Origin of the sequence: Pandoraea iniqua, assembly GCF_902459685.1 — a bacterium.
Lineage (GTDB): Bacteria > Pseudomonadota > Gammaproteobacteria > Burkholderiales > Burkholderiaceae > Pandoraea > Pandoraea iniqua.
The window spans coordinates 77,974-104,885 of the sequence record NZ_CABPSF010000009.1 but is presented as its reverse complement, the minus strand read 5'-3'; the positions used below and the strand labels follow the sequence as shown (position 1 = coordinate 104,885).

Below are 26,912 nucleotides of genomic sequence, written 5' to 3'. Positions count from 1 at the left end.
CCCGCCGAAGCGGGCTTTTTCATTCTGCGGATTTGCCAATCGGCCGATTAGCTCAGCAGTAGCGCGTCGTCGTCGAGTTGTTCGCCGCGAGTGCGCTCGAACATCTGGAGCAGGTCGGGGACGTCCAGTCCCTTGCGCTCCTCACCCGACACGTCCAGCACGACTTTGCCCTGATGGAGCATCACCGTACGGTCGCCGTAGTCCAGCGCCTGACGCATGCTGTGCGTGACCATCATCGCCGTCAGCTTGCTCTCCTGCACGATGCGCGCCGTCAGTTCCAGCACGAACGCCGCCGTCTTCGGGTCGAGTGCCGCCGTGTGTTCGTCGAGCAGCAGAATGCGCGACGGCTGCAACGATGCCATCAGCAGACTCACCGCCTGACGCTGACCGCCCGAGAGCAGGCCGATACGGTCCGACAGACGATTCTCGAGCCCCAGATTCAGCAGACTCAGCTTCTCGCGGAACCGCTCGCGCAACGGCTTGTTCAGCGCCAGCCGGAAACTGCGGCTCTCGCCACGCTTCACCGCCAGCGCCATGTTCTCTTCAATGGTCAACGCCTCGCAGGTGCCCGCCATCGGGTCCTGAAACACCCGTGCCACCTGACTCGCCCGCTGCCACGCCGTCTTCTTCGTAACGTCGTTGCCGTCGATCGAAATCGTGCCCGTGTCGACAATCAAGTCGCCACTGATCGCGTTCAGAAACGTCGACTTGCCCGCCCCGTTCGAACCGATCACCGTCACGAATTGCCCCGTCGGAATGTCCAGCGACATGCCGCGCAGCGCACGGTTCTCAATCGGCGTACCCGGGTTGAAAGTGATTTTCAGGTCTTTTGCGCTCAACATGATCAGGCACCCCCGTTCTTGCGCGGAAACAGCTTGCGACGCGTGGCCGGCAACACCAGTGCCACCGCAACGAGCAAGGCCGTCACCAAGTTCAGGTCCTGCGCCTTCAGACCGATGAAATCGCTATTGAGCGCCAGCGCGATGAAGAAGCGATACAACACCGCCCCAACCACCACCGCCAACGTCGTGAGAATGAGTCGCCGTGCCGGCAAGATCGTCTCGCCGATAATCACCGCCGCCAGACCGATCACGATGGTACCGATCCCCATCGAGATATCCGCCCCGCCCTGCGACTGCGCAAACAGGGCACCGGCAAGCGCCACCAGCGCATTCGACAACGCCATCCCCGCCAGAATCTCGTGCCCCGTGTTCACGCCTTGCGCGCGCGCCATACGAGAATTCACACCGGTCGAGCGCATGGCCAGACCCTGCTGCGACGAGAAGAAATAGTCGAGACCCAGCTTCACCACCGCCACCACGACCAACAGCATGAGCGGACGCAGCACGAAGTCAGGCAGCCATTGCGGGGCATTCTCGGGCAACAGCATCGTGAAGACCGTCGGCGAGGTGATCAGCGGCACGTTCGGTGCGCCCATCACACGCAGGTTCACCGAATAGAGCGCGATCATCATCAGGATACTGGCGAGCAGATCCATGATCTTCAGGCGCACATTGAGCCAGCCGGTAATGAACCCTGCCGTGGCACCCGCCGCCATCGCGCCGGCCGTGGCCACGAACGGATTCGTGCCACCGGCGATCAGCGTTGCCGCCACGGCACCGCCGAGCGCAAAGCTGCCGTCAACGGTCAGGTCGGGAAAATTGAGGATGCGAAAGGAGATCAGCACCCCGAGCGCCACCAGACTGAAGATCAAGCCGATCTCCAGGGCGCCCATCATAGAAAAAAGGGACATTTTTCGTAATTCCACTACACAAGACGGTCCGCACCGGGTCTCGGTGAAGCACGCCGTTGGGGGGACTCAAGCGGAAAAGAGCGGCGGGGACAGGTCATGTCCGGGCGCCGCCCTCTCGCTCACCGGCAAGGCAGGCCGTTCGCCCGCCACACCGGCATCACGCTCGCGTTATTGCTTGATGACCGTCTTGGCTTCTTTCACCAGATCGTCCGACAGCGTCACGCCTTGCTTGGCAGCCGCCGCCGTGTTGACGAACAGTTCCAGATTCGAGCTGGTCTGCGAAGCGATCGCACCCGGCTTTTCACCCTTCAGAATGCGCACCACCACCTTGCCCGTCTGACGGCCCAGGTCGTAGTAGTTGATGCCCAGTGCAGCGATGGCACCACGCTTCACGCTGTCGGTGTCCGACGCCACCAGCGGGATCTTGCGATCATTGGCAACCTTCACCAGCGACTCGTAAGCCGACACGACGTTGTTGTCCGTGTTGGTGTAAATCACGTCGACCTTGCCGACCAGACTGTTGGCCGCCGAGCTGATGTCGACGGTACGCGGTGCAGCGGCTTCAACCAGCGTCAGGCCCGCGGCGGGCAGCAGCTTCTTGAGTTCGTTGACGACCACGACCGAATTGGCTTCGCCCGGGTTGTACACCATGCCCACGCGCTTGGCGTTCGGCACGACACGCTTGATGAGAGCCACCTGCTTGTCGAGCGGCAGCTTGTCCGACACGCCGGTCACGTTGGTGCCCGAAGCGTCCCAGCTCTTGACCAGTTGTGCAGCAACCGGATCGGTCACACCCGAGTACACCAGCGGCACGCTCTTCGTGGCGGCAGCGACAGCCTGAGCCGTCGGCGTGGCGATACCGATGATCGCGTCCGGCTTGTCGCCGACGAACTTGCGGGCGATCTGCGCCGCGGTCGACACGTTGCCCTGTGCGCTTTGATATTCCCACTTGAGGTTCTTGCCGGCTTCGAAACCTTCTGCCTTGAGTTCGTCGCGCGCGCCGTCACGGATGGCGTCGAGTGCCGGGTGCTCCACGATGGCCAGCACGGCCACCGACTTCGTAGCCTGCGCGAATGCGGCGCCGGTTGTCCCCAACAACGTTGCGGCCACCGCGCACAACAGGGTGCGCTTGGCGTATTTGCCCATGGTCGACATCAAAACTCCTCCAGGATTGCTTTTTGAAAGGTGCGCCGTGCCCGGGTCTCTGCGGGCCTCATTCGGATGCACTTAAAGCGTGCACCTGCGCGTGGGGCACAGTCTACCCACATCCCCACCCGCGAACAACGGTTGCCAACGCAACCGATGGCGAGGCCCGCCACATATCGGATTGCGCCCAAACACTGGCAGAACTGTGCGGCAATCGGAAAAAAATTAGTCGATTCGGGCGCGCGCATTCATCCCCGCGCACATTCATGCGAAGCGTTCAGCCAATGAGATACGCCGAAACGGCCAATTCATGGTGAAAAAACCGGGACGTGTTACGCGATTCGCGTCAGAAGGTGACCGATGGTGTCCCACTTTTTAAGACGCGTCCGATTCGAATTCGAGACGGCATGCTATCCGCAGGCACCGGCATGGGCCGCGAAGAACGGATGACGCGAGAGGAATACAGCGAGGGGAATACAGCGGAGAGATTACGCGGGCGAAACCCCGCGCTCAGGGCGCGTTGTTGCTTTGGTCGAGACCGAGGGCAGCGACTTCACTACGCGACAAACGGCGGATTTCGACCTTCGCGTGGCCCGAGCGAATGAAATCGAGCTGTTTGGCGGCACCGTAGGAGAGATCGATGATGCGGTTGCGCGTGTACGGCCCGCGATCGTTGATCTTCACCACCACCGTCTTGTCGTTGGCAACGTTACGCACGAGGACGAAACTCGCCAGTGGCAGGGTGGGATGCGCGGCCGTCAGGTCGTTCATGTCGAACGCCTCGCCGGTGGCGGTACGCCGGCCGTGAAACTTCTTGCCGTACCACGAGGCCGTGCCAGTTTGATAGAACGTGCCCGCATCGGCGCGCAGGCGCGCTTCGCCATCGCGGTCCGGGGCATTCGGGTCGCCGGGGTTCAGGCCTTCGTTACGGTAGGCCCGGCCGGGCCAGTGAAGATCGAAGCTTGAGCCAACCGGTGCGTTGGCTTCACGCGAGCGCGTGCGGACGTCTGTCGCCGAGGGGGCGGCAGCCGTCTGGCTGGGGGGTTCGAGCGGCGTTGTGCAGGCTGTCAACGTCAGGGCGAGGGCGCAGCCGACCGCGAACCGTGTGAGCATGTCGCGTGTTCGCATAGCCCGCAAGTTTAACACGCCGTCAAAGTCAACCCATCAGCGAGCGTTCACTTACATGGCGTGGCTTGTTTACAAAGCGTTACGCAAAAGCGATGTAACACCCGAAGCCCCCGCCCGGCGGGCGATTTCAGCTGGGCACCGCCTAATTCGCGCGCGCTGAGTACGTCGCTGTGCAGGCGGCGAGCCCCCTGCCCGACTTACAATAAGCGAAAACCGCGTCCCCGATACCTCATGAACGTCACCCTGATTCCCGTCACGCCTTTCCAACAGAACTGCACGCTGCTCGTCTGCGACGCGACCCAACGGGCCGCCGTGGTCGACCCGGGCGGCGATATCGACCGCATCGTCGGCGAAATCGAGCGCCAAGGGGTGACGCTGGAAAAGATCTTCCTCACGCACGGCCATCTGGACCATTGCGGCGGTGCCGGCGAACTAGCGGCCAAATACGAAGTGCCCATCGAAGGTCCGCATCCCGACGACGCCTTCTGGATCGACCAACTGGAAGCCCAGAGCGCGCGCTTCGGTTTTCCCGAGCCGCAGAGCTTCACGCCCGACCGCTGGCTGGGCGATGGCGATACCGTCAACTTCGGCGACGTCACGCTGAATGTCTTTCATTGCCCGGGCCACACGCCGGGCCACGTGGTGTTCTTCTCGGCCGATGAGCGTCTGGCGAGTGTCGGCGACGTGCTGTTTGCCGGGTCCATCGGCCGCACCGACTTCCCGCGCGGCAACCATGCCGACCTGATCGCGTCGATTCGCGACAAACTCTGGCCGCTGGGCGACGACGTCACCTTCATCCCGGGGCATGGCCCCGTGTCCACCTTCGGTCAGGAGCGTGAGACCAATCCGTACGTGGCCGACGCCGTGCTCGCCCGGAGCGGCGCATGAGCACCGCCGTCTCCCGCGTGCCGTCGCGCATCATCCCCGTCGACGAAGAGATTTTTGTCAGCACCGACGTCGAGGCCGACGGTCCGATTCCCGGCCCGCACTCGATGCTGAGCTTTGCCTCGGCGGCCTACACGGCCGACAAGGAACTGATCGGCACCTTCAGCGCGAATCTGGAATTTTTGCCCGACGCCAAGGGCCATCCGCTCACGATGAAGTGGTGGAAGACCGAACCCGAAGCGTGGGCAGCCTGCCGTATCGATCCGGAAGATCCGGCCAAGGCATTGAAGGCGTACGTGAAGTGGGTGGAGAAGTTGCCGGGCAAGCCGGTGTTCGTTGCGTACCCGGCGGGGTTCGATTTCACGTTCATGTTCTGGTACATGATGCGTTTTGTCGGCCGTTGCCCGTTCTCGTGGTCGGCACTCGACATCAAGACGCTGGCGTTTGCGATGACGGGCATGCCGTATCGCAAGTGCATCAAGCCGCGTTTGCCGCAGGTGTGGCTCGACCCGCTGCCGCACACGCACGTGGCGCTCGACGACGCACTCGAACAAGGCGCCCTCTTCTGCAACATGCTGGCGGAGCTGCGCGAACAGCAGAAGACGCTGGCCGCGTTGCCCGAATGGCAGGGCGCCGGGTTGACGGCCAATGCTGATAAGCCGGTGTTCGGCTCGGCGGCGGCACAAGCGGCAGCAGCGGCGGCTGAATCGACCGAAGCCCCGGCCGCCGAGGCTGGCCCGGAGAAGGACAGTACGGCGCAACGTTGAGTCATTGCGCCGCCGCGCTGCGGGGGCCTCGCCCCCTCCTGCCGACTTAGCCGACTTAGCTGACCTAAGACCCCTCGTCCTTAAATCGCACTTACAGCACCTCGTTCGCCAGTTCCGGCGGACGAGCGATCACGGCCTTGTCGCCGTTGACGACGATGGGCCGTTGCAGCAGCTTCGGATGCTTCGCGATCGCCGCCAGCAACTCATCGTCGGTCAACTCTTTGTCCGACAGCCCCAATTCCGTGTACTCCGTCTCGTTGCTGCGAATCATTTCGCGCACGGGCACGCCCAGCAGTTTTTGCAGGCGCTTGAGTTCTGCCGCCTTCGGCGGTGTCTTCAGATATTCGATGATTTGCAGATCGCTGCCGCCCACGGCTGGCGAGCCTTCCACCAGCGCCAGCGCTTCGCGCGACTTCGAGCAGCGCGGGTTGTGATACACGGTAATCATGGTTACTCCAATGCGTCAAAAACGGGCAAACGTTCACCCTTCGAACGTGCGCTCCGAGTATGCATGGTATCGTCGAATGCCGCTACTGAGGTCACAGCACAGACCCAGTAACTGACCCGCAGTAACTGATCCGCATCACCTGATTGTTACCCCGCAACTTCACCGTAATGTCCGCGTATCGAACCGACGGCAGCGCCCGACCCTTGCCTCTGACCGGCACAGTGGCGCGCCCGGCCGCACCGCTGCGGGTTTACCGCGCGGCGCAGCGCGCGTGCACCGCCTAAGCTAGGCGATGAGCGCTGTCTGCGGGACGATCCGGCCCCTCAGGAGACAGTGACATGGCAGGACGCTTCATCAGCATCGAGTCGCGCGACGGCAAGACCTTTCAGGCGTATCTCGCCTTACCCGACGCGAGCAAGGGCGGCAACAACAAGGGCCCGGGCCTGGTGCTATGTCAGGAGATTTTCGGCGTGAACGCGCACATCCGCGAACTTGCCGACCGCTACGCCGAAGAGGGCTACGTCGTACTCGCCCCCGACCTGTTCTGGCGCATCGAGCCGGGCATCGAACTCGACTACTCACCGGGTGGCTGGCAGCGGGCGTTTGCGCTATTCCAGAGCTTCGACGTCGATCTCGGCATGGAAGACGTGGGCGCAACCGTCGATGCCGTGCGCGCACTGCCCGAATGCGTGGGCGGTGTCGGTGTCGTCGGCTATTGCCTCGGCGGCAAACTCGCCGCACTCTCCGTCACGCGCACCAGCGCCGATGTCGCCGTGGGTTACTACGGCGTCGGGCTGGAACAGCATGTGGAAGAACTCGCCGGCGACCATCCGCCGCTCGTGCTGCATATTGCCGAACTCGACAAATATGCCCCGGCCGAAGTTCGCGAGACACTCAACGCCAAGCTGGGCGAACACCCCAACGTCACCCTCTATACGTACCCCGACGCCGATCACGCATTTGCCCGGCCCGGCGAGCACTTCAACCGGTCGGCGAATCAGCTTGCGCACCAGCGCACCATCGGCGCGCTGCGCCGGGTCATCGGTCCGCACTTCGATTTCGCCTCCCTTTGGGAAACGCACTGCGCGTACGAATTCGCCATCCGCGAGATCGATCCGCTGATGAAGACCATGGTCGACGAGCCCTACGTCAATCACATCCCCACGATGACGGGCGGGGTCGGTCACCAGCAACTCGCGCACTTCTATCGCAATCACTTCGTCAACAGCAACCCGCCGGATACCAAGCTGGTGCCGATCTCGCGCACCATCGGCGCGACCCAACTAGTCGACGAACTATTGTTCTGCTTCACGCACACGACGCCGGTCGACTGGATGCTGCCGGGTGTGGCGCCGACCGGACGCCGTGTCGAGATTCCGCTGGTAGCCATCGTGCGATTTCGCGGCGGCAAGCTCGAGCACGAGCATATCTATTGGGATCAGGCGAGCGTGCTGGTGCAGATCGGGCTGCTCGATCCCACCGGCTTGCCGGTCGCCGGCATCGAGACGGCGCGCAAATTGCAGGATGAGAATCTGCCGTCCAACACGCTGATGCCGAACTGGTCGTTCGGCACCCGGCCGCACTAAGTAGGCGCAGGTGATTCACGATGGCCGTCGCGGGCATCAAGGTTTGAAGGTTTGAATATCGCGTTTGCGGCGGCCATCGGATAGCAGAACGTGAGCAGGACGTGGCAAGACAAAGAAGCGTCGCTGATTTGGCAGGAGACGCCCATGAAAATCGAATCTTCTCCCAGTGCGCACCCCTGTTGCGCACCTTGCCGGCGAGCCGTCGGCCGGGGACTGATTGCCAGCGTGATCGGCAGCCTCGCGATGCTGACCGGTTGCGCCAATCCCGACTTCGCCCCCAAATCGCCGCTCATCCTCAACTTCACGCCCGGCAACGTGCCGCTCACCGCGCTCGAACAATACAAGATCGCCGCCGCGCAACGCGTGACCGAGGTCAACGCGAAGCAGATCACCCCGGGCAATCCGCAGCCGATGCTGCGCTCCGTCGTGTCGCTGGAATACTGGGTCGATCGCAACGGCAACATCACGCAGGTGCTCCTTTATCGCAGCAACGGCGATCACGAGGCCGAGCGCATTGCCGTGGCGAGCCTGCGCCGGGCGAGTCCGTTGCCGGCGCCAAGCCGTGCGCTGGTCGACAGCAGCGGCCGGGTGCGCGCCGTCGAGACATGGCTATTCAACAACGACGGCCGCTTTCAGGTTCGCAGCGTGGCCGCGCCTCAGGTCGACGGCCAGTGATATCGTGACGGGCATATGCCCATCCGCTTCACGCGACGGAGAGTCTGACCATGCCGCGATTTGCTGCGAACCTGACCCTGCTCTATCAGGAAGTCCCGTTTCTGGAACGTTTCCGCGAGGCCGCCGCCGATGGCTTCCGTGGGGTGGAATGCCTGTTTCCCTATGAGCACCCGGCCAACGAAGTACGCGCGCGACTCGACGACGCCGGCCTCACACAAGTGCTCTTCAATACCCCGGGCGGCGATTGGGCCAGCGGCGAGCGCGGTCTCGCCGCGCTGCCGGGGCGCGAAGCCCAGTTTCGCGACGGTCTCGAACTCGCACTCGACTACGCCGACACGCTCGGCTGCCGCCAGTTGCACGTGATGGCGGGCTGCCCCGACGCGTCGCAGTCACCCGAGCAATGCCGCGCCGTCTATCTGGACAACCTCGCCTATGCCGCCGGACAAGCAGCGGCCCACGGCGTGACCATCCTGATCGAGCCGATCAACCCACGAGACTTCCCGCGCTACTTCCTCACACGTCAGGATCAGGCGCAGGCCATTCGTCAGGAAGTCGGCGCCAGCAACCTCAAAGTGCAATTCGACGCGTATCACTGCCAGATCGTCGAAGGCGACCTCGCGATGAAGTTACGCCAGCACATTGCGAATATCGGGCACGTGCAGGTCGCGGGCGTGCCCGCGCGGCATGAACCCGACACCGGCGAAGTCAACTATCCGTTCCTCTTCCGGTTGCTGGATGAGTTGGGTTACGCGGGCTGGATCGGTTGCGAATATCGTCCGCAGGGCGAAACGCGTGCGGGCCTCGGCTGGCTCAAACCGTGGTTGCGCGGTGCCGCACGTTGATCACCCAACCGGTGATGCAATGAAGGACGTGCCGAGAAAAATTACGCAGGGGTAAATCGATTTCCGAATTTCACTCGGATGGCGAAGCATTTGTGTGACGCGCGATGTCACCGAGCGCAAAAGAAACCGTTTGCATACCGCAATTCAGCGCGTCGAGACGAGCGCGTGCCCACGTGTTTTGCGGGCGTGTCGGAGAACGGGTGAGAAAAGATGTAGGACGTTGCGGACAAAAAAATGGCGGGACACTTGGGCCCGCCAAAACCACACGCTACGGGGTTAGCGCGAGGAGACCAGATTCGGAGCACTGTATCGAACCAGCTTGCAAATCGCGCCGGGGGACGCTCGTTGCCGATACAGTCGCGCTGCTGTGTTACCGGGGGATAAGCACTTCAGCGTTGAGATGCATTGTGGTTGAAACGTCTGGGCCGAGGGGTAACAAAGTGTTTCAGGTTGTAACACCTCGGCCCGAAAACGCCTCGAAAATGGGCATCACTCTCCTTGTCCGGCAAGCGTTTGACGCGTAACACCGAATTCGTCACTTGATTCGTCGTCCTGAGTAACTTGTCTAATATCGCGTCATCCCCGACCACCGGTCGGCAACCTCGCTGAGTGACACCGCTCACCTTGGCCGTCGCCAGCCCCGGTTTCACGTCCTCCGCGTCAATGTGCTAAGTTCGGTCTTTGTGCGTGGCAGCATAAAACGCCACCCAACTTCGCAGTCCAACCGTTGACTCATCGGCCGGACGGGCCGACCCCGCATGGAAACCATCGAACGACTGGCACAGATCCTTGCGCGCGACCGCGTCATCGCGGTGGTGGGCTTATCGCCGCGGCCTGACCGCCCGAGCTTCACCACCTCGCGCTATATGCAGCAGCACGGGTACCGCATCGTGCCGGTCAACCCGCAGGCAGCCGACAGTGGCGAGCCCATTCTGGGCGAGACCGTGTACGCCAGCCTCACCGAGGCGGCCGATGCGCTACGCACCGAAGGGGTGCAGATTCAGATGGTCGACTGTTTCCGGCGCAGCGCCGACATCCCGCCCATTGCGGATGAAGCCGTGGCCATTGGCGCCAACAGTTTGTGGATGCAGTTGGGTATCGAGAACGACGATGCGGCGGCCGTGGCATTGGCGGCCGGGCTCGATGTCGTGATGGATCGCTGCGTCAAGATCGAACACCAGCGCTGGCAGATGCTCGGCGCGGGTCAGTCCTAAGCGCTTCAAGACGACGCATCAGCCGCCCAGACGCCACACGAGCGTTCTCCCGTTCACTCCACACACTGTCCGCTGCCATGACCATCGATGCCGATCTGCTTGCCTACTACGACCTGATGGCGCGCAAGTACCCTGCGCTGTCGGGGTCACCCAGTCCGCAGGAAATCCGTGCCCGCTTCGCCACGGTGGCTAACGAGGCACTGCGCCCGTTGCCCGCCGCCCTGCGCAGCGAGACCTTCGAGATTCCGTTGCCCGGTCGCAATTTGCGCGCGCGGCTGTACCGTCCGGTCGGGCGTGAAGTGCCGCTCGTCGTGTTCTTCCACGGCGGCGGCTGGGTCGTTGGCGACGTGGATACGCACGGCACGATGGCCGCGTTTCTTGCGCAGGATGGCGATGTGGCCGTGTTGAGCGTCGATTACCGGCTTGCGCCGGAGCATTCGTTCCCGGCCCCGGTCGACGATGCCCGCGAAGCGTTGGCGTGGGCGGCGGAGCAGCGCGTGCGGCTGGGCGTGTCTCCGGACCGATTGGCCGTCGCAGGCGACAGCGCCGGTGGACACTTAGCGGCACAGGCGGCCGCGTGGTTCAACGACCAGCACCCGGGCGTGGTGGGCGCGCAGTTGTTGATTTATCCGGTGGTGCAGTATCGGTTCGACACCCCGAGTTACGAGCGTCTGGCGGATGGCGTCGGTTTGACCCGGGACGAAATGCGCTGGTACTGGAAGCAGTTCCTGAACGGCACCGAACCTAAAAACAGCGACGTCCGGGTCAATCTCACCGCCGAGGCTCCCAAGCATCCGCTGCCGAACACCTTGGTCATTGCCGCCGAGTACGATCCGTTGCATGACGAAGCGGTCGAGTACGCGCACTTCGCCGCGCAGTCCGGTGGCCGGGCGGAGGTGATCGAAGCGGCAGGACTGACGCATAGTTTCGCTCGCCTGCAACCGTATGTGCCGCAGGCGAGACTGGTGATGCATGACGCCGCGCAGCGTCTGCGCGATTGGCTGGGTTAAGTAGGCAGAATTGGTGAACTGAATCAGCGCCTCAAGAAGTGGGCTGATTCAGCTCACTTCAGCCACTTATCCACCACCGCCTGATACTCGCCCGTTTTCTGAGCCAGATTCAGCCACTGATCGACGTAGTTCTTGAAGACATCGTCGCCACGCGGCAGCAGGTAGGCTTTCTCGCCGAATTGCAGCGGCTTGTCGGGGTTCACCGGGCAGAGCGCCGGATTCAACTTGTGCTGGAGCAGCGTTTCCGAGGAATCGGTCACCATCACGTCGGCTTTCCCGTCGGCGATCTGTTGGAAGATCGTCACGTTGTCCGGATAAATCGTGAGCGTGGCATTGGGCAGAAACTGACGGGCAAAGCGTTCGTTCGTGCCGCCCGGGTTCGCGATGACGCGCGTGCTCGGCTTGTTCAGATCGGTGAGCGTCTGGTACTTCGCCACGTCGGCGCAGCGCACGATCGGCGACTTGCCGTCCACCATCACGACTCGGCTGTAGTAAGCCTTGCGGGCGCGATCGAGCGTGACCGACACGCCGCCCACCACGATGTCGCACTTACCTGCCGTGAAATCGTCCATCAGCTTGGGCCAGCTGGTCGGCACGATTTCCGGCTTCACACCGAGCGACTTCGCGAGCGAGGCGACCAGATCCATGTCGATGCCTTCGAACTGACCGTCCGGGCGCTTATACGAATAGGGCTTGTAGTCGCCGGTGGCGCAGGCCCGCAGCGTGCCCGACTTCACGATCTCGTCGAGCCGTGAGGGGGTGTTGGCAGCGCCTGCCGACTGGGCTTGTGCGGTGTTGGCGGCGAGCGCCGTCATTGCCATGAGGGCCACCGAGGCGGCCGCGATCATGCCTTTCATGCTTGTCTCCTGATCGTTATCTTTCCGGGCGATCCGTCTGTTGCAGACCGTGTGCCTGGCACCACTTTCGGGGCCCTCCGAGGTCACCCCCGAAGCGGCGCCACAAAGTGTGCCGCCATAGTAAAGAGAGTGGCGGCGGCCGCCAATCGGGGCATGCCCGCGACATCGATCCGTACGCAACAGATGTGCCGCACGGGCGCACTTATGCGCGGCATAACAGCGCCCCAAGCGTCCGGGCCCCGGATACCCGAGTAAAATAGCCGCTTGCCCAAATTTCAGATACCACCGCCTCGACGTGTCCCAAGCTCTGCAAAACGATACTTTCCTGCGCGCCCTGCTGCGCCAGCCGACCGAGTACACGCCGATCTGGCTCATGCGCCAGGCGGGCCGGTACCTGCCCGAATACAACGCCACCCGCGCCAAGGCCGGCAGCTTCCTGGCGCTCGCCAAGAACCCCGCCTACGCGACCGAGGTCACGCTTCAGCCGCTTGAGCGCTTTCCGCTCGACGCCGCAATCCTCTTCTCGGACATCCTGACCATTCCCGATGCCATGGGTCTGGGTCTGTCGTTCGAAGCCGGCGAAGGTCCGCGCTTTGCGCGCCCGCTGCGCACCGAAGACGACGTGCGCCGCCTGCATGCCCCCGATCTCGAGAGCCTGCGCTACGTGTTCGACGCCGTCGCCGAGATTCGCCGCGCCCTGCAAGGCCGCGTGCCGCTGATCGGCTTCTCCGGCAGCCCGTGGACGCTGGCGTGCTACATGGTCGAAGGCTCCGGCTCGGCCGACTACCGCACGGTCAAGACGATGATGTACGAGCGTCCCGACCTGATGACGCACATCCTCGAGACCAATGCCAAAGCCGTCAGCGCCTACCTGAATGCGCAGATCGAAGCGGGCGCACAGGCCGTCATGGTGTTCGACACGTGGGGCGGTGCGCTGGCCGACGGCCTCTACCAACGCTTCTCGCTCGCGTATATGCAGAAAGCGCTCGCGGGCGTGCATCGTGAATGGGCCGGCGCGCGCATTCCGCACATCGTGTTCACCAAGGGCGGCGGCCAGTGGCTCGAGGCCATTGCCGACACCGGCCCCGACGCCATCGGCCTCGACTGGACCGTCGACCTCGCGGCCGCGCGCAAGCGCGTGGGCGACCGTTGTGCACTGCAAGGCAATTTCGACCCGACCGCGCTGTTTGCTTCGCCCGACGCCATTCGTGCCGAAGCGCGCCGTCTGCTCAATGCGTATGGCAACGCGCCCGGTCACGTCTTCAACCTCGGCCACGGCATTTCGCAGTTCACGTCGCCCGAACACGTCGCGGCGCTCGTCGACGAAGTGCATAGCCACAGCCGGAAGCTGCGCCAGCCGGTGTAATGACGGGTGCCGCCACGTGGTGGCGCGGGTTCGCGGGGCATTTCGCCCTGCAAACCCAACCGCCGTTACACGTTGGCAAAGTCAAGGGGAAACGGGTCGAATAACCCCTCCAATTTGCGGAGTTGTCCCAAAGACTTATGCACAAATTCTCGCTGCGCCGCCGCAACTGTCTCGCACTTTGAAGCACCCTACGACGTTGCTCATAAGCTATTGATCAAAAAGCCTTTTTGATTCACGCGAAGAAACGGTGCCGCGCGATGTCAGGCCCGCGCGGTGAGGCTGCCGGGAGATAATCCCCACAGTTCTCAACATAGTTATCCACAAGCGTTTCGGGGCTGCCGGAAAGCCGACTCAAATCCGGGGTTTACCGGAACTTCTCAGGATTCACTTTAAGTTTGACCCGCGCCGACGACCTCCCCGAACCGTCCCACCTTCCGCCGGACTCCTCCGGCGAAGGGGCCGCTGCGGCCGCGCTGCGCGGTGGCGCCGGTGCGTTTGCCATTGCCCGCGTCGCACTCGATACCCCGCTGCTCACGTTGTTCGACTATCGCCTCGATCAGGCCGCCAGCCCGGGCCAGTTGGTGCAGGTACCGTTCGGACGGCGGCAAGTCGTGGGCATCGTCTGGGAATTGACGCAGCGCAGCGAAGTCGACCCGGCCAAGCTGCGGGAAGTGACGTCTGTCTGGCATGAATTGCCGCCGTTGGGCGACGAGTGGCGCGACCTGATGCGTTTTGCCGCGCGGTATTACCAGCGCGGCATCGGTGAAGTGGCGTTGCCGGCCATCCCCGGCCATTTGCGCACGCCGATGCGCTGGTCGCGGCTGCTGGCCCAGCGCGGCGTGCAGCGCTACCGCATCGCCGAGGGTGCGCTCGACATATTGATGGAGAACGTCCCCGCCCGGCTGCGCGCGCAAAGACGGCTCGCCGAAGGGCTGGCGCAAGCTGGGACGCTCGACGCCGACGAAGCCCGTGCGCTCTGTGCCAAAGCCGCCGATGTGCTCAAGCAGTGGGCGGCCGCGGGCTGGGTCGTCGTGGAGACCGTGCCGTTCCATGAGGCGGTGCGGGAAGACGACGAAGACGTTTCGGATGACGTATCGACCGGTGCCTGCGATGGCGTTGCCTCCCCCGAGGAGACCGCCCCCACGTCACCGGGCAACAAGACGCTCACCGCCGGACAGGCCGATGCCGTCGCCGCCATCCACGACGCGTTGCTGTCGTCCGGCACACGGCCACTCGACACGGCCAACACAACAGATGCGTCCGGCGATGACAACGGCGAAGCCCCCGGCTCCGCCGATAAGACCGACAAGACCGACAAGCCAGATACCCCAGATACGCCCGCCTGCGCTCCGTTCCTGCTCTACGGTGTCACCGGCAGCGGCAAGACCGAGGTCTACCTGCGCGCCGTCGCCGAAGCGCTGCGCGAGGGCGACGCGCAGGTGCTGGTCCTTGTGCCGGAAATCAACCTCACACCGCAGCTAGAAGGCGTGTTCCGCTCGCGCTTTCCGCACGAGACGCTCGTCACCCTGCACAGCGGGCTGGCCGAAGGCGAGCGCGCACGGCACTGGCTCGCCGCGCATCGCGGTGAAGCCCGCATCGTGCTGGGCACGCGCCTCGCAGTCATGGCATCGCTGCCGCATCTGCGCCTGATCGTCGTCGACGAAGAGCACGACCCGTCGTACAAGCAGCAGGAAGGTCTGCGTTACTCCGCCCGCGATCTCGCCATCTGGCGCGCCAACCGGCTGCGCATTCCGGTCGTCCTCGGCTCGGCGACCCCATCGCTCGATAGCTGGCGACGTGCCGAGCAAGGCCGCTACGTGCGGCTGTCGATGCCCGAGCGCGCCACGCCCGACGCGGTGCTGCCGCGCGTGTCGCTGATCGATATGGACATCGAGCGCAAGCGTCAGCGCACCGTGCACGAGGGCCTGTCGCAGACGCTGCTTGCCGCGATCAAAGCCCGCTTCGACGCCGGTGAACAGAGCCTGTTGTTCCTGAACCGCCGCGGCTATGCCCCGGTGCTCAACTGCGACGCATGCGGCTGGGTCAGCGACTGCCGCCGGTGCAGCGCGCATATGGTGTTGCACAAGCCCGAGCGCCGCCTGCGCTGCCACCACTGCGGTGCCGAATCGCGTATTCCGCACGCCTGCCCCGACTGCGGCAATCAGGATCTCGCCCCGCTCGGGCGAGGCACGCAACGCATCGAAGAAGCGCTTGCCGAGCACTTCCCCGACGCGCGGCTCGCCCGTATCGATGCCGACAGCACGCGCCGCAAAGGCAGTGCGCAAGCGCTCTTCGCGCAGGTGCACGCGGGCGAGGTCGACATCCTGATTGGCACGCAGATGGTGGCCAAGGGCCACGACTTCCGCAATGTGACGCTCGTGGGCGTGGTGAACGCCGACAGCGCGCTGTTCTCGCACGACTTCCGCGCCTCCGAGCGTTTGTTCGCCCAGTTGATGCAGGTGGCCGGCCGCGCCGGACGCGCGGCGCGGGCCGATGGCCCCGGCGACGTGTTGATTCAAACCCGCTACGCATCGCATCCGCTTTTCGGGTCGCTCATGCGTCACGACTACGCGGGGTTCGCCGCACAGCAACTGGAGGAACGGCGCGTCGCGCTGTTGCCGCCTTATACGCATCAGGCGCTGCTGCGCGCCGAAGCCCGCAAGCTCGATGACGCCATGGCGTTCCTCAAGCAGGCACGCGAAATTGCCGCCGGCCCCGATCTCAACGACCCCCGCATTTCCCTCTGGGACCCTGTGCCCATGACGATGGTGCGCATTGCCGGCACCGACCGCGCGCAGCTCGTGGTGGAAAGCCCGCATCGTGGCGCCCTGCAACGATTCCTCGCTGGCTGGATGGCAGGCCTTCGTGCGCTCAAGGCACCGGTTCGCTGGCATCTCGAAGTCGATCCACTCGAAATATAAACCGGTATATAACGTTCCGGAAATTTGACAACATCGGAAGAATCTCCGACGATGCGGGCATGCTTCGCCCTGCGTCGCGTCCCCACACGCGGCGTCAGCGCACGCATCGCATCACCGCAGCGCGCCAATAAGCACGGCCCTCACAAGCCTCACCGCGCTGCCGCGTCACCCTGAAAGCACGATAAGAACGTCTACAGGAGACATTCCGATGAAGTCGCACGACCCCAGCGCCGCCCCCACGGCCCTCGCTTCCGCTTTGCCCGAATCCTCCGCGTCCCCGGCCTCTACGTGGGATGACCTTTCCGAATCGACCATCGCCGCCACCTCGCGCCGCCGCTTTTTGCGACGCGCCGGTGCGCTGGGTGTGGGCGCAAGCCTCGCCGGCCGTGCGCTCGACACCCTCGCCGCCGTCACTGCGCCACAGACCGTGACGCTGCCGTTTGCCAATGGCGAGCGCGAGCTGGTGGCCTATCCGCAAAAGCGGCCGCTGATCCGGCTCACCGCGCGCCCGCCGCAACTGGAAACCCCGTTCGAAGTCTTCAACGACGGTCTCATCACGCCGAACGACGCGTTCTTCGTGCGCTATCACTTGGCGGGTATCCCAACGGATGTCGACGCCAAGAAGCACCGCATCCGCGTGAGCGGCAGCGTGGCTAAGCCGCTCGAAATTTCACTGGAATCCCTGAAGAAAGATTTCGGCGCGCCCGTCGAACTTGTGGCGGTGCATCAGTGCTCGGGCAACAGCCGGGGCTTTTTCGAGCCGCGCGTCGGCGGCGGGCAGATCGCCAACGGTGCGATGGGCAATGCGCGCTGGAAGGGCATTCCGCTCAAGCGAATTCTGGAGAAGGCGGGCGTCGCGGCCAGTGCGAAGCAAGTCACCTTTGAAGGGCTCGACCGCCCGATCATTCCGGCCACGCCCGAGTTTGTGAAGGCGCTAGATCTCGATCACGCGATGGACGGCGAGGTGATGATCGCGTTCGCGATGAACGGGCAAGACCTGCCGATGCTCAACGGGTATCCGGTGCGGCTGGTGGTGCCGGGTTACTACGGCACGTATTGGGTCAAGCATCTGGCCGACATCAAGGTGATCGACACGGTATTCGACGGCTTCTGGATGGCCACGGCGTACCGCATTCCCGACAACGACTGCAACTGCGTGGCCCCGGGGACGGCGCCGCAGAAGACGAAGCCGATCGAGCGCTTTACGGTGCGTTCGTTCGTGACGAATTTGACCGATGGCCAACACGTGGCAGTGGGCAAACCGGTCCGTGTGCGCGGCATTGCGTTCGATGGCGGTGAAGGCATCCGCGACGTGCAGTTCTCCAGCGACGGCGGCCAGACGTGGCAGGCAGCGAAGCTGGGCAACGAGTTGTCGAAGTATTCGTTCCGCGAGTGGACGGCGTCGTTCACGCCATCGGCCGCAGGCGAGCAAGTGCTGAAGGTACGCGCGACGAATCGCGCGGGTGTCGCGCAGCCGCTGCAATCGCTGTGGAATCCGGCCGGGTATCTGCGCAACGGCGTAGAGACCGTGCGCGTGGTCGCGGCTTGAGACGGGAGATGACCATGAATGCTTTGAAGATATCGCGCCGTCTTGCCGCGCCCGTGATGTGTGCGTTCGGTCTGCTGGGCGCGTTGGCCGCGCCTGCGGTGCACGCGCTTGAAATCAAGTTGCCGCAGGAAACGGCGCAACTGAAAGCGTCGACGCTCACGGGCTATCAGGCAACCAGCGCATGGTGCGTGATGTGCCACTCGGTCGACTACATCAACAGCCAGCCGCCGATGCCTGCCGCGTTCTGGAGCGCAGAAGTCACGAAGATGGTGAAGGTGTACGGCGCACCGATTCCGGAAGATCAGGTGAAACTGATTTCGGAGTATTTGGGCAAGACTTACGGCAACGATCAGAAGTAATCAGCAGTTGTTCATCAGGCCCCGGCACCGTTGCCGGGGTCACCCCGCCCCCCCGCCCCACATCTCCGTTACCTGCGCCCTCGCCGTCGGCGCCTTCGTCGTTCTGACAATTCCCTTCTGGTTTTCGCGAATCCGGGCGTCCTTGGCCCCTCGCTTTTCGGCATTTTCCGTAACTCGGCGAGAGTCCCCGCCAACAGAATCTTGCGTCGACCCTGTACACGTGCATCGCCTTGCACGCCGCACCGGGTCGTATCGCTAACTGGGGGGACAAATGCAACGCAAGCAACGCGGCGTCTTTTTGATCGGCGCAACGGTCGCGGTCGCCATCGTCGGCATGCTGCTGACGATATGGATGAACCAGCGCATGCAGGAAATGCGCATTCAGCGCGCGGAGAACATCGGCGCCGCACTCAAGGTGATTGGCGAGGGCGTGCAGTCGTTCGTCGTGAAGTATCAAGGGGAGATTCATGAGGCACTGACATCGAACCCAACGCCGCCCGTCGTGCTCAAGGATGCGGGAAAGCTAGGAAGTATCAAAGTCGGACGGCTTGCCGACAGTGCCGACCCAGTGTTGGGCATTGGCAATCCACCGGTCGCCATGACAGCAGATCACGTCATTCGGATCATGAATCTGCCGGGGGTAGGCGGCAAGCCGTACGCGTTACCCGATGCGAACTACGTCGTGCGGATTTTCGCCGACGGCAAGGATATCGGCGCCGTCGTCTACCTCGATCGCACGATCACGCAGACGTACGGCAACACACCCGACTGGAACATGCTGAGCACCGCCATTCGTAAGATCGGCGTGCATGGCGGATTTTCCAAAGACGGTGACGCAGCCAACTTCACCTTTCCCCTCACACCATCGGCCGATGCGAGTCGTGTGATTCCGATCACCAATCCGCTCGGCGCGCCCGGACTTCTCGCCGTGCGCGCCGGTTACACGTTCAGTCCGATGAACAGCTATCTGCGACTCGACGGCAAGCATGCGATGACGGGGAATCTCAATATGGGAGCGAAGGACATCGTGGGTGTGGGCGTCATCGAAGGCAGCGGTGGCAAAGACGGCAAAGTGACGATCGGCAACGAACTGGTCGCCAAGAAGAGCATCGCCGCGGTGGAGAACATGGTTGCCGGCACGAATGCACCAGACATCAAGGCGACCCTGCCGGACGGCGACGACGCGGCAGCGGGCAACATTGCCGCGCAGGGTTGGGTAATCGCGGGGAAAGGTCTTGCGGCGGGTAGGGCGCGATTTAGTGACACCGAAATCAACCTGCCCGGGGCCGGCTCTTCGCTGAAGGTCAACGGGATCATCGCTGCAACCGGCGCAATCCACGGGGATTCGATGACAGCGAAGGGCGAGATCAAAGGCAATACCATCAGCGCAGCGGGTGAGATTAAAGGTGCCGTCATCAAGGCGACCAAGGACCTCTCTGGCGGCACAGTTTCATCGGACGCCTACGTCTCGGCGTTTGGCGATCTGGTGTCTGACGAAGGCGTATTTCAGTTGAGGAAGTTCAGAGCCGAAGCCGGTACCGATTGCAGCGCAAAACCGGGTGGCATCGCACTCAACAGCAAAGGTCAAGTCGTCTCCTGCCAAGGCACCACATGGCAAATCAGCCTGCTCACAAAAGAAAAAATCGTTGAAATCGAAAAGATCGTCGACCGCCCGGTGCCGGGCCCGGCAGCGATTTACCGCGAGTGGAATATCGGCGAGATCCCGGACGACATCGAAAACTACATGTTCAAGCATTCATTGGCGTGCCAGTTGTCCATGCACAGGAACGGCCCCGCTTCGACCAAGAAGTATCTGAACTACCACAACGATGCAGAAAGCTCGTTCGTACTTGAAGTGCCCCCGAATGAGCGCGGCGACCTGTCGCAAATCTCTGTCGGATGCATCTCGGATGACGACAGGCTTCGTGCAGTCGGGTTTCGCGGGGGTATGCGGCGCGCCATCGTGCCCAGACTCGCCATCGACTCGCCACTCGGTGGCGGACGTGCCCGTTGGTTGATACCGGCAAACCCACCCACAGTAGAAAAGGTAGATGCATGGCAAGCCGACACGTACTGCCCGTCATGGATCGGTTATCACGACTGGAAGTACAACGTCGACTTAGGGCATTGGGACTACTGCGCCCGACTCGCACAGATCGACGGCTATTGCTTCATCAACGGTAGCAGCAAAGTATCGTTGCCGTTCGTCACCGACGAACCCCACGACGATGCCGACAGACCCAGATGGCGCATCAATACGAAGCGGACCTACGCCGGCGTGATGTGCATGAATTTCCAGCGCTGAGACGCATAACGTTCGAACGCCATACACCCCAGTCCTTTCGCAAATTGACACGCGAATTTTGTATTCGCACACCCCCTGCGGCCATTTCAGATATTCCTGTCTCCTCATTCGCAAATCCATCGCCAGAATTGCGGTCGGCTCGTCACTGAGCGTCGCATCTCGCGCCGCGGCGGGTCACCATCTGTGATCGAGCGGGGAAATGCAAAGCCAACAACGCGGTGTCTTTCTGGTGGGGGCAACCATTGCCGTCGCCATCGTCGGCATGCTGCTGACACTCTGGATGAACCAGACGATGCAGGAGATGCGCATTCAGCGCGCTGAAAATATCGGGGCTTCGCTGCAAGTCGTCGGCGAAGGCGTGCAGTCGTTCATCGTGAAGCACCATGGGGAGATCGGCAAAGCGTTCGATGGCACTGCGCCGGTACCGCTCACGGACACCGGGAATCTGAACGTCAACGTCCAAAGCGAACCCGACGTCAGTGCCGGCCGCATCCTGCGGTTGCGAATCGGCACCGGCAACCTTGCCCCCCCCACCGCCGCAGACATCATTCGCATCATGAAACTGCCGGGCGTCGGCGATAAGCCACCGATGCTGGCGAACGCCGATTACGTCATCAAGATTTTCCGGCGGACGGGCGAGCAGAACATTCACGCGATCATCTTCATCAACCGGACCCTTAAACGTACCTACGGCACCGATACCGACTGGAACATGATGAGCACGGCGGTTCGCAAGATCGGCGTGCATGGCGGTTTTTCTAAACCGGAGAGCCCCGACAGGTTCACCTTTCCCCTCACCCCGTCGTCTGACACCAACACCCCGAACGATTTGCCGAATCCGGCACCCGGTGCGGGCCTGCTCGCGATCCGCGCAGGCTATCTGCTGAGTCCGTTGAGCAGCTTTCTGCGTCGGGACGGTTCGCAGGCGATGCAGGGGAATCTTCAGATGGGGGGCAACAGCATTGTCAAGGTCAAGGAAATTTCCGGCGATGGGAACACATTGACCGTGAAGGGGCAGTTGGTCTCGACCGAGGCCGTCGAAGCGCGAAAAGGTGTGAACGTCACGACCGGCAATGTTTTGGTGGGCGCTTCAGCGGGCAACGAACTCGCTGAGCTTTTGAAGAGGGAGAAGGACCCCGGTACCTCGGGGCACATCGCCACGAGCGGATGGGCCATCGCCGGCAAGGGCATCGCTTCGGGAAGTGATGTGGTCGCGGCGGGCAAAGTGCGAGCGACCGGTGACATTGAAAGCACCGACGGCAACGTGATCGCAGCTGGCAGTGTTACGGCCGGAACCCGCCTGATTATTGGTGCGTCGGGCACGAAGCTCGACCAGAGCACCCTCACTCTCGGAACCCCGATCGAACCTAGCCGAGGGTGCAACTCGAATGGTCAAATCGGCCGAGATGCCAGTGGCATGTTCTACGTCTGCCGATCCAGTAGTTGGCACACGCTGAAGGGAGACAAGGGCGATAGGGGCACACAAGGCAATGCCGGACAGCGAGGGCCTCAAGGTGAGCGAGGGGACCAGGGTTATACCGGTCCCCGCGGTCAGGATGGTTGGAAAAAGATGCCGCTAGTCACGCATTACCACTACAACACCGGCTGCGGCGGAACGCCGAGCGAACCGCTCTCCATTGGACTGGACCAACATCACATGTGTAGTCTTGCGTCCGTCGAGGAGTCCTGCGGGAGCATCTACAACACCAAGGCGCAGGTCTTCCCACAAAATCGCCGAGTCGACAGGCATTTCGGCGAAGAAATCCCGCGCGGGACAAAACGACATTGGACTGCATACACCTATGGCATTCGGATCATTGAAGCCACCTGCCTCGATTTCGACTAATCCACCCCAAGGTGCAACCCGAATATTGACACCGGTTGCACCCACCTGAAAACCCGGTTACGATGCCGCCATTCACCCCGCTATGGGTGTCATGTTTTCGCGTCATCAGGTAACCCTCCATGGCTAACACCACTCTCGGCGTCAAAGTCGACGACGTCCTGCGCACCCGGCTCAAGACGGCCGCCCAGCAAATCGAGCGCACCCCCCACTGGCTCATCAAACAGGCGATCTTTGCCTATCTGGAGCGCATCGAGAGCGGCACACTGCCGCCGGAGCTCAATGGTGCAACCCACGGGGGCACCGAAGTCATCGATGGCCTGAACGGCGACGACACCGCGGCGCACCCGTTCCTCGAATTCGCCCAGAACGTGCAACCCCAGTCGGTGCTGCGCGCCGCCATCACCGCCGCCTACCGCCGCCCCGAGCCGGAATGCGTGCCCGTGCTGATCGGTCAGGCCAAGCTGGCCCCGGCCACCGCCTCGTCGGCCTCGGCCCTCGCGCGCAAGCTCGTGGTCGCCCTGCGCGGCAAGAGCACCGGCGGCGGCGTGGAAGGTCTGATTCACGAATTCTCGCTGTCCAGTCAGGAAGGCGTCGCGCTGATGTGTCTGGCCGAAGCCCTGCTGCGCATTCCCGACAAGGCCACCCGCGACGCCCTCATCCGCGACAAGATCAGCAAGGGTGACTGGCACGCCCACATGGGCAACTCGCCGTCGATGTTCGTCAACGCCGCCACGTGGGGCCTGATGATCACCGGCAAGCTGGTCACCACCACCAGCGAAGCGGGCCTCACCAAGGCCCTCACGCGACTTATCGGCCGTGGCGGCGAACCCCTCATCCGCAAGGGTGTGGACATGGCCATGCGTCTGATGGGCGAACAGTTCGTCACCGGTGAAACCATCTCCGAAGCGCTCGCCAACAGCCGCAAGTACGAAGCCCAAGGCTTCCGCTACTCGTACGACATGCTCGGCGAAGCCGCGACCACCGAAGAAGACGCCCAGCGCTACTACGCCAGCTACGAGCAGGCCATCCATGCCATTGGCAAGGCCTCCGCCGGCCGCGGCATCTATGAAGGCCCGGGCATCTCGATCAAGCTCTCGGCCCTGCACCCGCGCTATTCGCGCAGCCAGCACGAGCGCACCCTCACCGAGCTGCTGCCGCGCGTGAAGTCGCTGGCCGTACTGGCCCGTCACTACGACATCGGCCTGAATATCGACGCCGAAGAAGCCGACCGCCTCGAAATCTCGCTCGATCTGCTCGAAGCCCTGTGCTTCGACCCGGATCTGGCCGGCTGGAACGGCATCGGCTTCGTGGTGCAGGCGTATCAGAAGCGCTGCCCGTTCGTGATCGACTTCATCATCGATCTGGCCCGCCGCAGCCGTCACCGCATCATGGTGCGTCTGGTCAAGGGCGCTTACTGGGATACCGAAATCAAGCGCGCCCAGGTCGACGGCCTCGAAGGCTATCCGGTCTACACCCGCAAGATCTACACCGACGTGTCGTACATGGCCTGCGCGAAGAAGCTGCTCGCCGTGCCCGACGCGATCTACCCGCAGTTCGCCACGCACAACGCCCACACGCTCTCCGCGATCTACCATCTGGCCGGTAACAACTACTACCCCGGCCAGTACGAGTTCCAGTGCCTGCACGGCATGGGCGAGCCGCTGTACGAAGAAGTCACCGGCCCGATCGCCGCGGGCAAGCTGGCCCGTCCGTGCCGCGTCTACGCGCCGGTCGGCACGCACGAAACGCTGCTCGCGTATCTGGTGCGCCGCCTGCTGGAGAACGGTGCGAACACGTCGTTCGTGAACCGCATCGCCGACGAGACCGTCAGCGTCGACGAACTGATTGCCGACCCGATCACCGAAGCCGAGAAGGTGCAACCGCTGGGCGCCCCGCACGCCAAGATTCCGCTGCCGCGTGAGCTGTACGGCACGTCGCGCGCCAACTCGTCGGGCTTCGACCTCTCGAACGAACACCGCCTCGCGTCGCTGTCGTCGGCCCTGCTGGCCAGCGCCGGTACGCCGTGGCGCGCCGCCCCGATGCTCGCCGACGGCGAGCGCGTGGAAGGCACGCCGCGCTTCGTGCGCAACCCGGCCGACCTGCGCGACACCGTGGGTCAGGTGATCGAAGCCACGTCGCAAGACGTCGATGCCGCCCTCGCCCACGCCGTGGCCGCCGCTCCGATCTGGCAAGCCACGCCGGTGGAAGAGCGCGCCGACTGCCTGATGCGCGCGGCCGACCTGCTTGAAGCGCACATGCCCACGCTCATGGGCCTGTGTGTGCGCGAAGCCGGCAAGTCGCTGCCGAACGCCGTCGCCGAAGTGCGCGAAGCGGTCGACTTCCTGCGTTACTACGCCGCGCAGATCCGTCAGGGCTTCTCGAACGACACGCACCGCCCGCTGGGCCCGGTGCTGTGCATCAGCCCGTGGAATTTCCCGCTGGCGATTTTCGTGGGTCAGGTCTCGGCAGCACTGGCCGCCGGTAACCCGGTGATCGCCAAGCCGGCCGAGCAAACGCCGCTCATCGCCGCCGAAGCCGTGCGCCTGATGCACGCCGCCGGTATCCCGGCCGGTGCATTGCAACTGTTGCCGGGCACCGGTGAGACCGTGGGTGCTGCCCTCGTCGCCGATGCCCGCACCAAGGCCGTGATGTTCACCGGTTCGACCGAAGTGGCCCGCATCATCGCGCGCACGCTGGCTGAACGACTCGACGCCAACGGCCGTCCGATTCCGCTGATCGCTGAGACCGGCGGCCAGAACGCGATGATCGTCGACTCATCGGCCCTGCCGGAACAAGTCGTGTACGACGTGCTGGCCTCGGCCTTCGACTCGGCCGGTCAGCGTTGCTCGGCACTGCGCGTGCTGTGCTTGCAGGACGACATCGCCGACAAGACGCTGCACATGCTCAAGGGCGCGATGCAGGAACTGGCGATCGGCAACCCTGACCGTCTGTCGATCGACCTCGGCCCGGTGATCGACGCCGAAGCGCAAGCCGGCATCACCCGTCACGTCGACCAGATGCGCGCCAAGGGCTTCCCGGTGGAGCAACTGCCGCTGCCGGACGCCGCCCGTCACGGCACCTTCGTGCCGCCGACGCTGATCGAACTGACCGACCTGAAGGCGCTGCAACGCGAAGTCTTCGGGCCGGTGCTGCACGTGATTCGCTTCAAGCGCGCGCATCTCGACAAGCTGCTCGATCAGATCAACGGCACCGGTTATGGCCTGACGTTCGGTGTGCATACGCGGATCGACGAAACCATCGCCTACGTGACCGAACGTGCCCATGTCGGCAACGTCTACGTGAACCGTAATGTGATCGGCGCCGTGGTCGGTGTGCAACCGTTCGGTGGTGAAGGTTTGTCTGGGACGGGTCCGAAAGCAGGCGGTCCGATGTACCTGCCGCGCCTGTTGGCGACGCGTCCGGCCGCCCTCGCACCGGAACTCAACCGCAACGAGTCGGCACTGTCGCCGCTGGTGAGCTATCGCGACTGGCTGCATCAGGCCGGTCATTCGCAAACCGGGCAAGCCGAACAAGCCGAGCAAGTCGGCAATGCAGCAGCGATCGATCGCGTCGACCGCTATCTGGCGACGTCGGCCCTCGACGCCACGGCCGTCCTGCCGGGCCCGACGGGCGAGCGCAACACCTACGGTCTGGAGCCGCGCGGTCCGGTGCTGTGTGTGGCCGCCACGCCGTTTGGTGCACGCACGCAATTGGCCGCCGTACTCGCTACGGGTAACACGGCAGTGTTCGCCGACAGCGCCGTCGCTCGCGATCTGGTGGGCGCGTTGCCTGCGTCGATCAAGGGCCGCGCTGCGGTGCTGTCCGCCGGCGTCGATGCCGCCGCAGAACCGTCGCTCGCCGCCGTGCTGTTCGAAGGCGACAGCGACGAGCTGCGCGCGCTGAACCGCCGCATTGCCACGCGTAACGGCCCAATCCTGTCGATGCAGGGCCTCGCCCCCGAAGCCCTCGCCGCAGGCGACGACTACTCGCTGGAGCGCCTGCTCTGCGAGCGCTCGGTGTCGGTGAACACGGCCGCTGCCGGTGGCAACGCCAACCTCATGACCATCGGCTGATCGGTCAGCAGCACCCGTAGGTCACGCGCCTCGCCCGTCCCGCATCAGCGGGGCGCGCGAGGCGCGATTCATTTCTGCATCCAGCATTTCTGCGTCCATTTTTCCCTCCGCAGACAGCGTCCATACGCGCTCCCCGTACTCAAGCGGGTCGCACGCATTCGCGGTATCGTCGCGCCCTCCCC

General features: G+C 63.5%; 20 protein-coding genes. 14 read left to right on the top strand and 6 right to left on the bottom strand.

The features are described 5' to 3' along the window. Positions 1 to 47 precede the first annotated feature (47 nt). The 4 genes from PIN31009_RS24210 to PIN31009_RS24195 all read right to left on the bottom strand — a co-directional run bounded on the left by PIN31009_RS24210 (position 48) and on the right by PIN31009_RS24195 (position 4,012). Positions 48 to 842 carry an ABC transporter ATP-binding protein gene (locus PIN31009_RS24210; protein WP_087721949.1) on the bottom strand — a complete coding sequence of 265 codons (795 nt, stop codon included), beginning with the start codon at positions 840 to 842 and terminating at the stop codon, positions 48 to 50. A gap of 2 nt (positions 843 to 844) precedes the next feature. Continuing rightward, on the bottom strand, positions 845 to 1,753 hold the full coding sequence (locus PIN31009_RS24205) for an ABC transporter permease (RefSeq protein WP_150682481.1): 909 nt from the start codon (positions 1,751 to 1,753) through the stop codon (positions 845 to 847). 168 nt (positions 1,754 to 1,921) lie between these two features. After that, positions 1,922 to 2,908 carry an ABC transporter substrate-binding protein gene (locus tag PIN31009_RS24200; protein ID WP_150682482.1) on the bottom strand — a complete coding sequence of 329 codons (987 nt, stop codon included), beginning with the start codon at positions 2,906 to 2,908 and terminating at the stop codon, positions 1,922 to 1,924. Between the two features lie 501 nt (positions 2,909 to 3,409). Further along, complete coding sequence (locus tag PIN31009_RS24195) at positions 3,410 to 4,012, bottom strand: septal ring lytic transglycosylase RlpA family protein (protein ID WP_150791799.1); 603 nt, start codon at positions 4,010 to 4,012, stop codon at positions 3,410 to 3,412. A gap of 246 nt (positions 4,013 to 4,258) precedes the next feature. Between PIN31009_RS24195 and PIN31009_RS24190 the strand changes: the two genes are divergently transcribed. Both PIN31009_RS24190 and PIN31009_RS24185 read left to right on the top strand, forming a co-directional pair. Then, the gene (locus PIN31009_RS24190) at positions 4,259 to 4,915 is read left to right on the top strand and encodes an MBL fold metallo-hydrolase (RefSeq protein ID WP_150791798.1); all 657 of its coding nucleotides are present in this window, start codon (positions 4,259 to 4,261) and stop codon (positions 4,913 to 4,915) included. Further along, the gene (locus PIN31009_RS24185) at positions 4,912 to 5,679 is read left to right on the top strand and encodes a 3'-5' exonuclease family protein (protein WP_150791797.1); all 768 of its coding nucleotides are present in this window, start codon (positions 4,912 to 4,914) and stop codon (positions 5,677 to 5,679) included. The genes PIN31009_RS24190 and PIN31009_RS24185 overlap by 4 nt, the downstream gene beginning before the upstream one ends. Positions 5,680 to 5,770: 91 nt before the next feature. Here the strand turns inward: PIN31009_RS24185 and arsC are convergent, their stop codons facing one another. Further along, positions 5,771 to 6,127 (bottom strand): arsenate reductase (glutaredoxin), encoded by a 357-nt coding sequence (gene arsC, locus PIN31009_RS24180; protein ID WP_087691018.1) that lies wholly within the window; start codon positions 6,125 to 6,127, stop codon positions 5,771 to 5,773. A gap of 338 nt (positions 6,128 to 6,465) precedes the next feature. Here arsC and PIN31009_RS24175 point away from each other — a divergent pair, with 338 nt between their 5' ends. From PIN31009_RS24175 to PIN31009_RS24155, 5 genes are all read left to right on the top strand, one after another. Continuing rightward, a complete protein-coding gene (locus tag PIN31009_RS24175; RefSeq protein ID WP_150682485.1) occupies positions 6,466 to 7,713 on the top strand; it encodes a dienelactone hydrolase family protein in 1,248 nt (415 codons plus the stop codon). Positions 7,714 to 7,857: 144 nt separating this feature from the next. Further along, positions 7,858 to 8,388, top strand: coding sequence for an energy transducer TonB family protein (locus PIN31009_RS24170; protein WP_150791796.1), 531 nt, complete (start codon positions 7,858 to 7,860; stop codon positions 8,386 to 8,388). A gap of 50 nt (positions 8,389 to 8,438) precedes the next feature. Next, positions 8,439 to 9,230: a 2-oxo-tetronate isomerase gene (gene otnI, locus PIN31009_RS24165; protein ID WP_150791795.1), complete on the top strand. Its 792-nt coding sequence runs from the start codon at positions 8,439 to 8,441 to the stop codon at positions 9,228 to 9,230. Between the two features lie 758 nt (positions 9,231 to 9,988). Further along, positions 9,989 to 10,444: a CoA-binding protein gene (locus tag PIN31009_RS24160; RefSeq protein WP_058376503.1), complete on the top strand. Its 456-nt coding sequence runs from the start codon at positions 9,989 to 9,991 to the stop codon at positions 10,442 to 10,444. Positions 10,445 to 10,521: 77 nt separating this feature from the next. Beyond that, positions 10,522 to 11,454, top strand: a complete 933-nt coding sequence (locus PIN31009_RS24155) for an alpha/beta hydrolase (RefSeq protein WP_150791794.1) — start codon at positions 10,522 to 10,524, stop codon at positions 11,452 to 11,454. Positions 11,455 to 11,507: 53 nt separating this feature from the next. Here PIN31009_RS24155 and PIN31009_RS24150 read toward each other — a convergent pair whose 3' ends face one another. Next, positions 11,508 to 12,302 (bottom strand): transporter substrate-binding domain-containing protein, encoded by a 795-nt coding sequence (locus tag PIN31009_RS24150; protein WP_150791892.1) that lies wholly within the window; start codon positions 12,300 to 12,302, stop codon positions 11,508 to 11,510. A gap of 304 nt (positions 12,303 to 12,606) precedes the next feature. Here PIN31009_RS24150 and hemE point away from each other — a divergent pair, with 304 nt between their 5' ends. The 7 genes from hemE to putA all read left to right on the top strand — a co-directional run bounded on the left by hemE (position 12,607) and on the right by putA (position 26,730). Further along, the gene (gene hemE / locus PIN31009_RS24145; protein WP_281355912.1) at positions 12,607 to 13,677 is read left to right on the top strand and encodes a uroporphyrinogen decarboxylase; all 1,071 of its coding nucleotides are present in this window, start codon (positions 12,607 to 12,609) and stop codon (positions 13,675 to 13,677) included. Between the two features lie 395 nt (positions 13,678 to 14,072). After that, the gene (locus tag PIN31009_RS24140) at positions 14,073 to 16,598 is read left to right on the top strand and encodes a primosomal protein N' (protein WP_246185832.1); all 2,526 of its coding nucleotides are present in this window, start codon (positions 14,073 to 14,075) and stop codon (positions 16,596 to 16,598) included. A 208-nt stretch (positions 16,599 to 16,806) separates the two neighbouring features. Continuing rightward, positions 16,807 to 18,147, top strand: coding sequence for a SorA family sulfite dehydrogenase catalytic subunit (gene sorA / locus PIN31009_RS24135; RefSeq protein WP_150791792.1), 1,341 nt, complete (start codon positions 16,807 to 16,809; stop codon positions 18,145 to 18,147). A gap of 14 nt (positions 18,148 to 18,161) precedes the next feature. Next, entirely contained in the window at positions 18,162 to 18,506 is a 345-nt protein-coding gene (gene sorB, locus PIN31009_RS24130) for a SorB family sulfite dehydrogenase c-type cytochrome subunit (protein WP_246185831.1), read from the top strand. A 271-nt stretch (positions 18,507 to 18,777) separates the two neighbouring features. Continuing rightward, positions 18,778 to 20,811 (top strand): hypothetical protein, encoded by a 2,034-nt coding sequence (locus tag PIN31009_RS24125; RefSeq protein ID WP_150791791.1) that lies wholly within the window; start codon positions 18,778 to 18,780, stop codon positions 20,809 to 20,811. 199 nt (positions 20,812 to 21,010) lie between these two features. Further along, on the top strand, positions 21,011 to 22,657 hold the full coding sequence (locus PIN31009_RS24120) for a collagen-like protein (protein ID WP_150791790.1): 1,647 nt from the start codon (positions 21,011 to 21,013) through the stop codon (positions 22,655 to 22,657). Between the two features lie 119 nt (positions 22,658 to 22,776). After that, positions 22,777 to 26,730 (top strand): trifunctional transcriptional regulator/proline dehydrogenase/L-glutamate gamma-semialdehyde dehydrogenase, encoded by a 3,954-nt coding sequence (gene putA, locus PIN31009_RS24115; RefSeq protein WP_150791789.1) that lies wholly within the window; start codon positions 22,777 to 22,779, stop codon positions 26,728 to 26,730. The last annotated feature ends 182 nt before the right edge of the window (positions 26,731 to 26,912 follow it).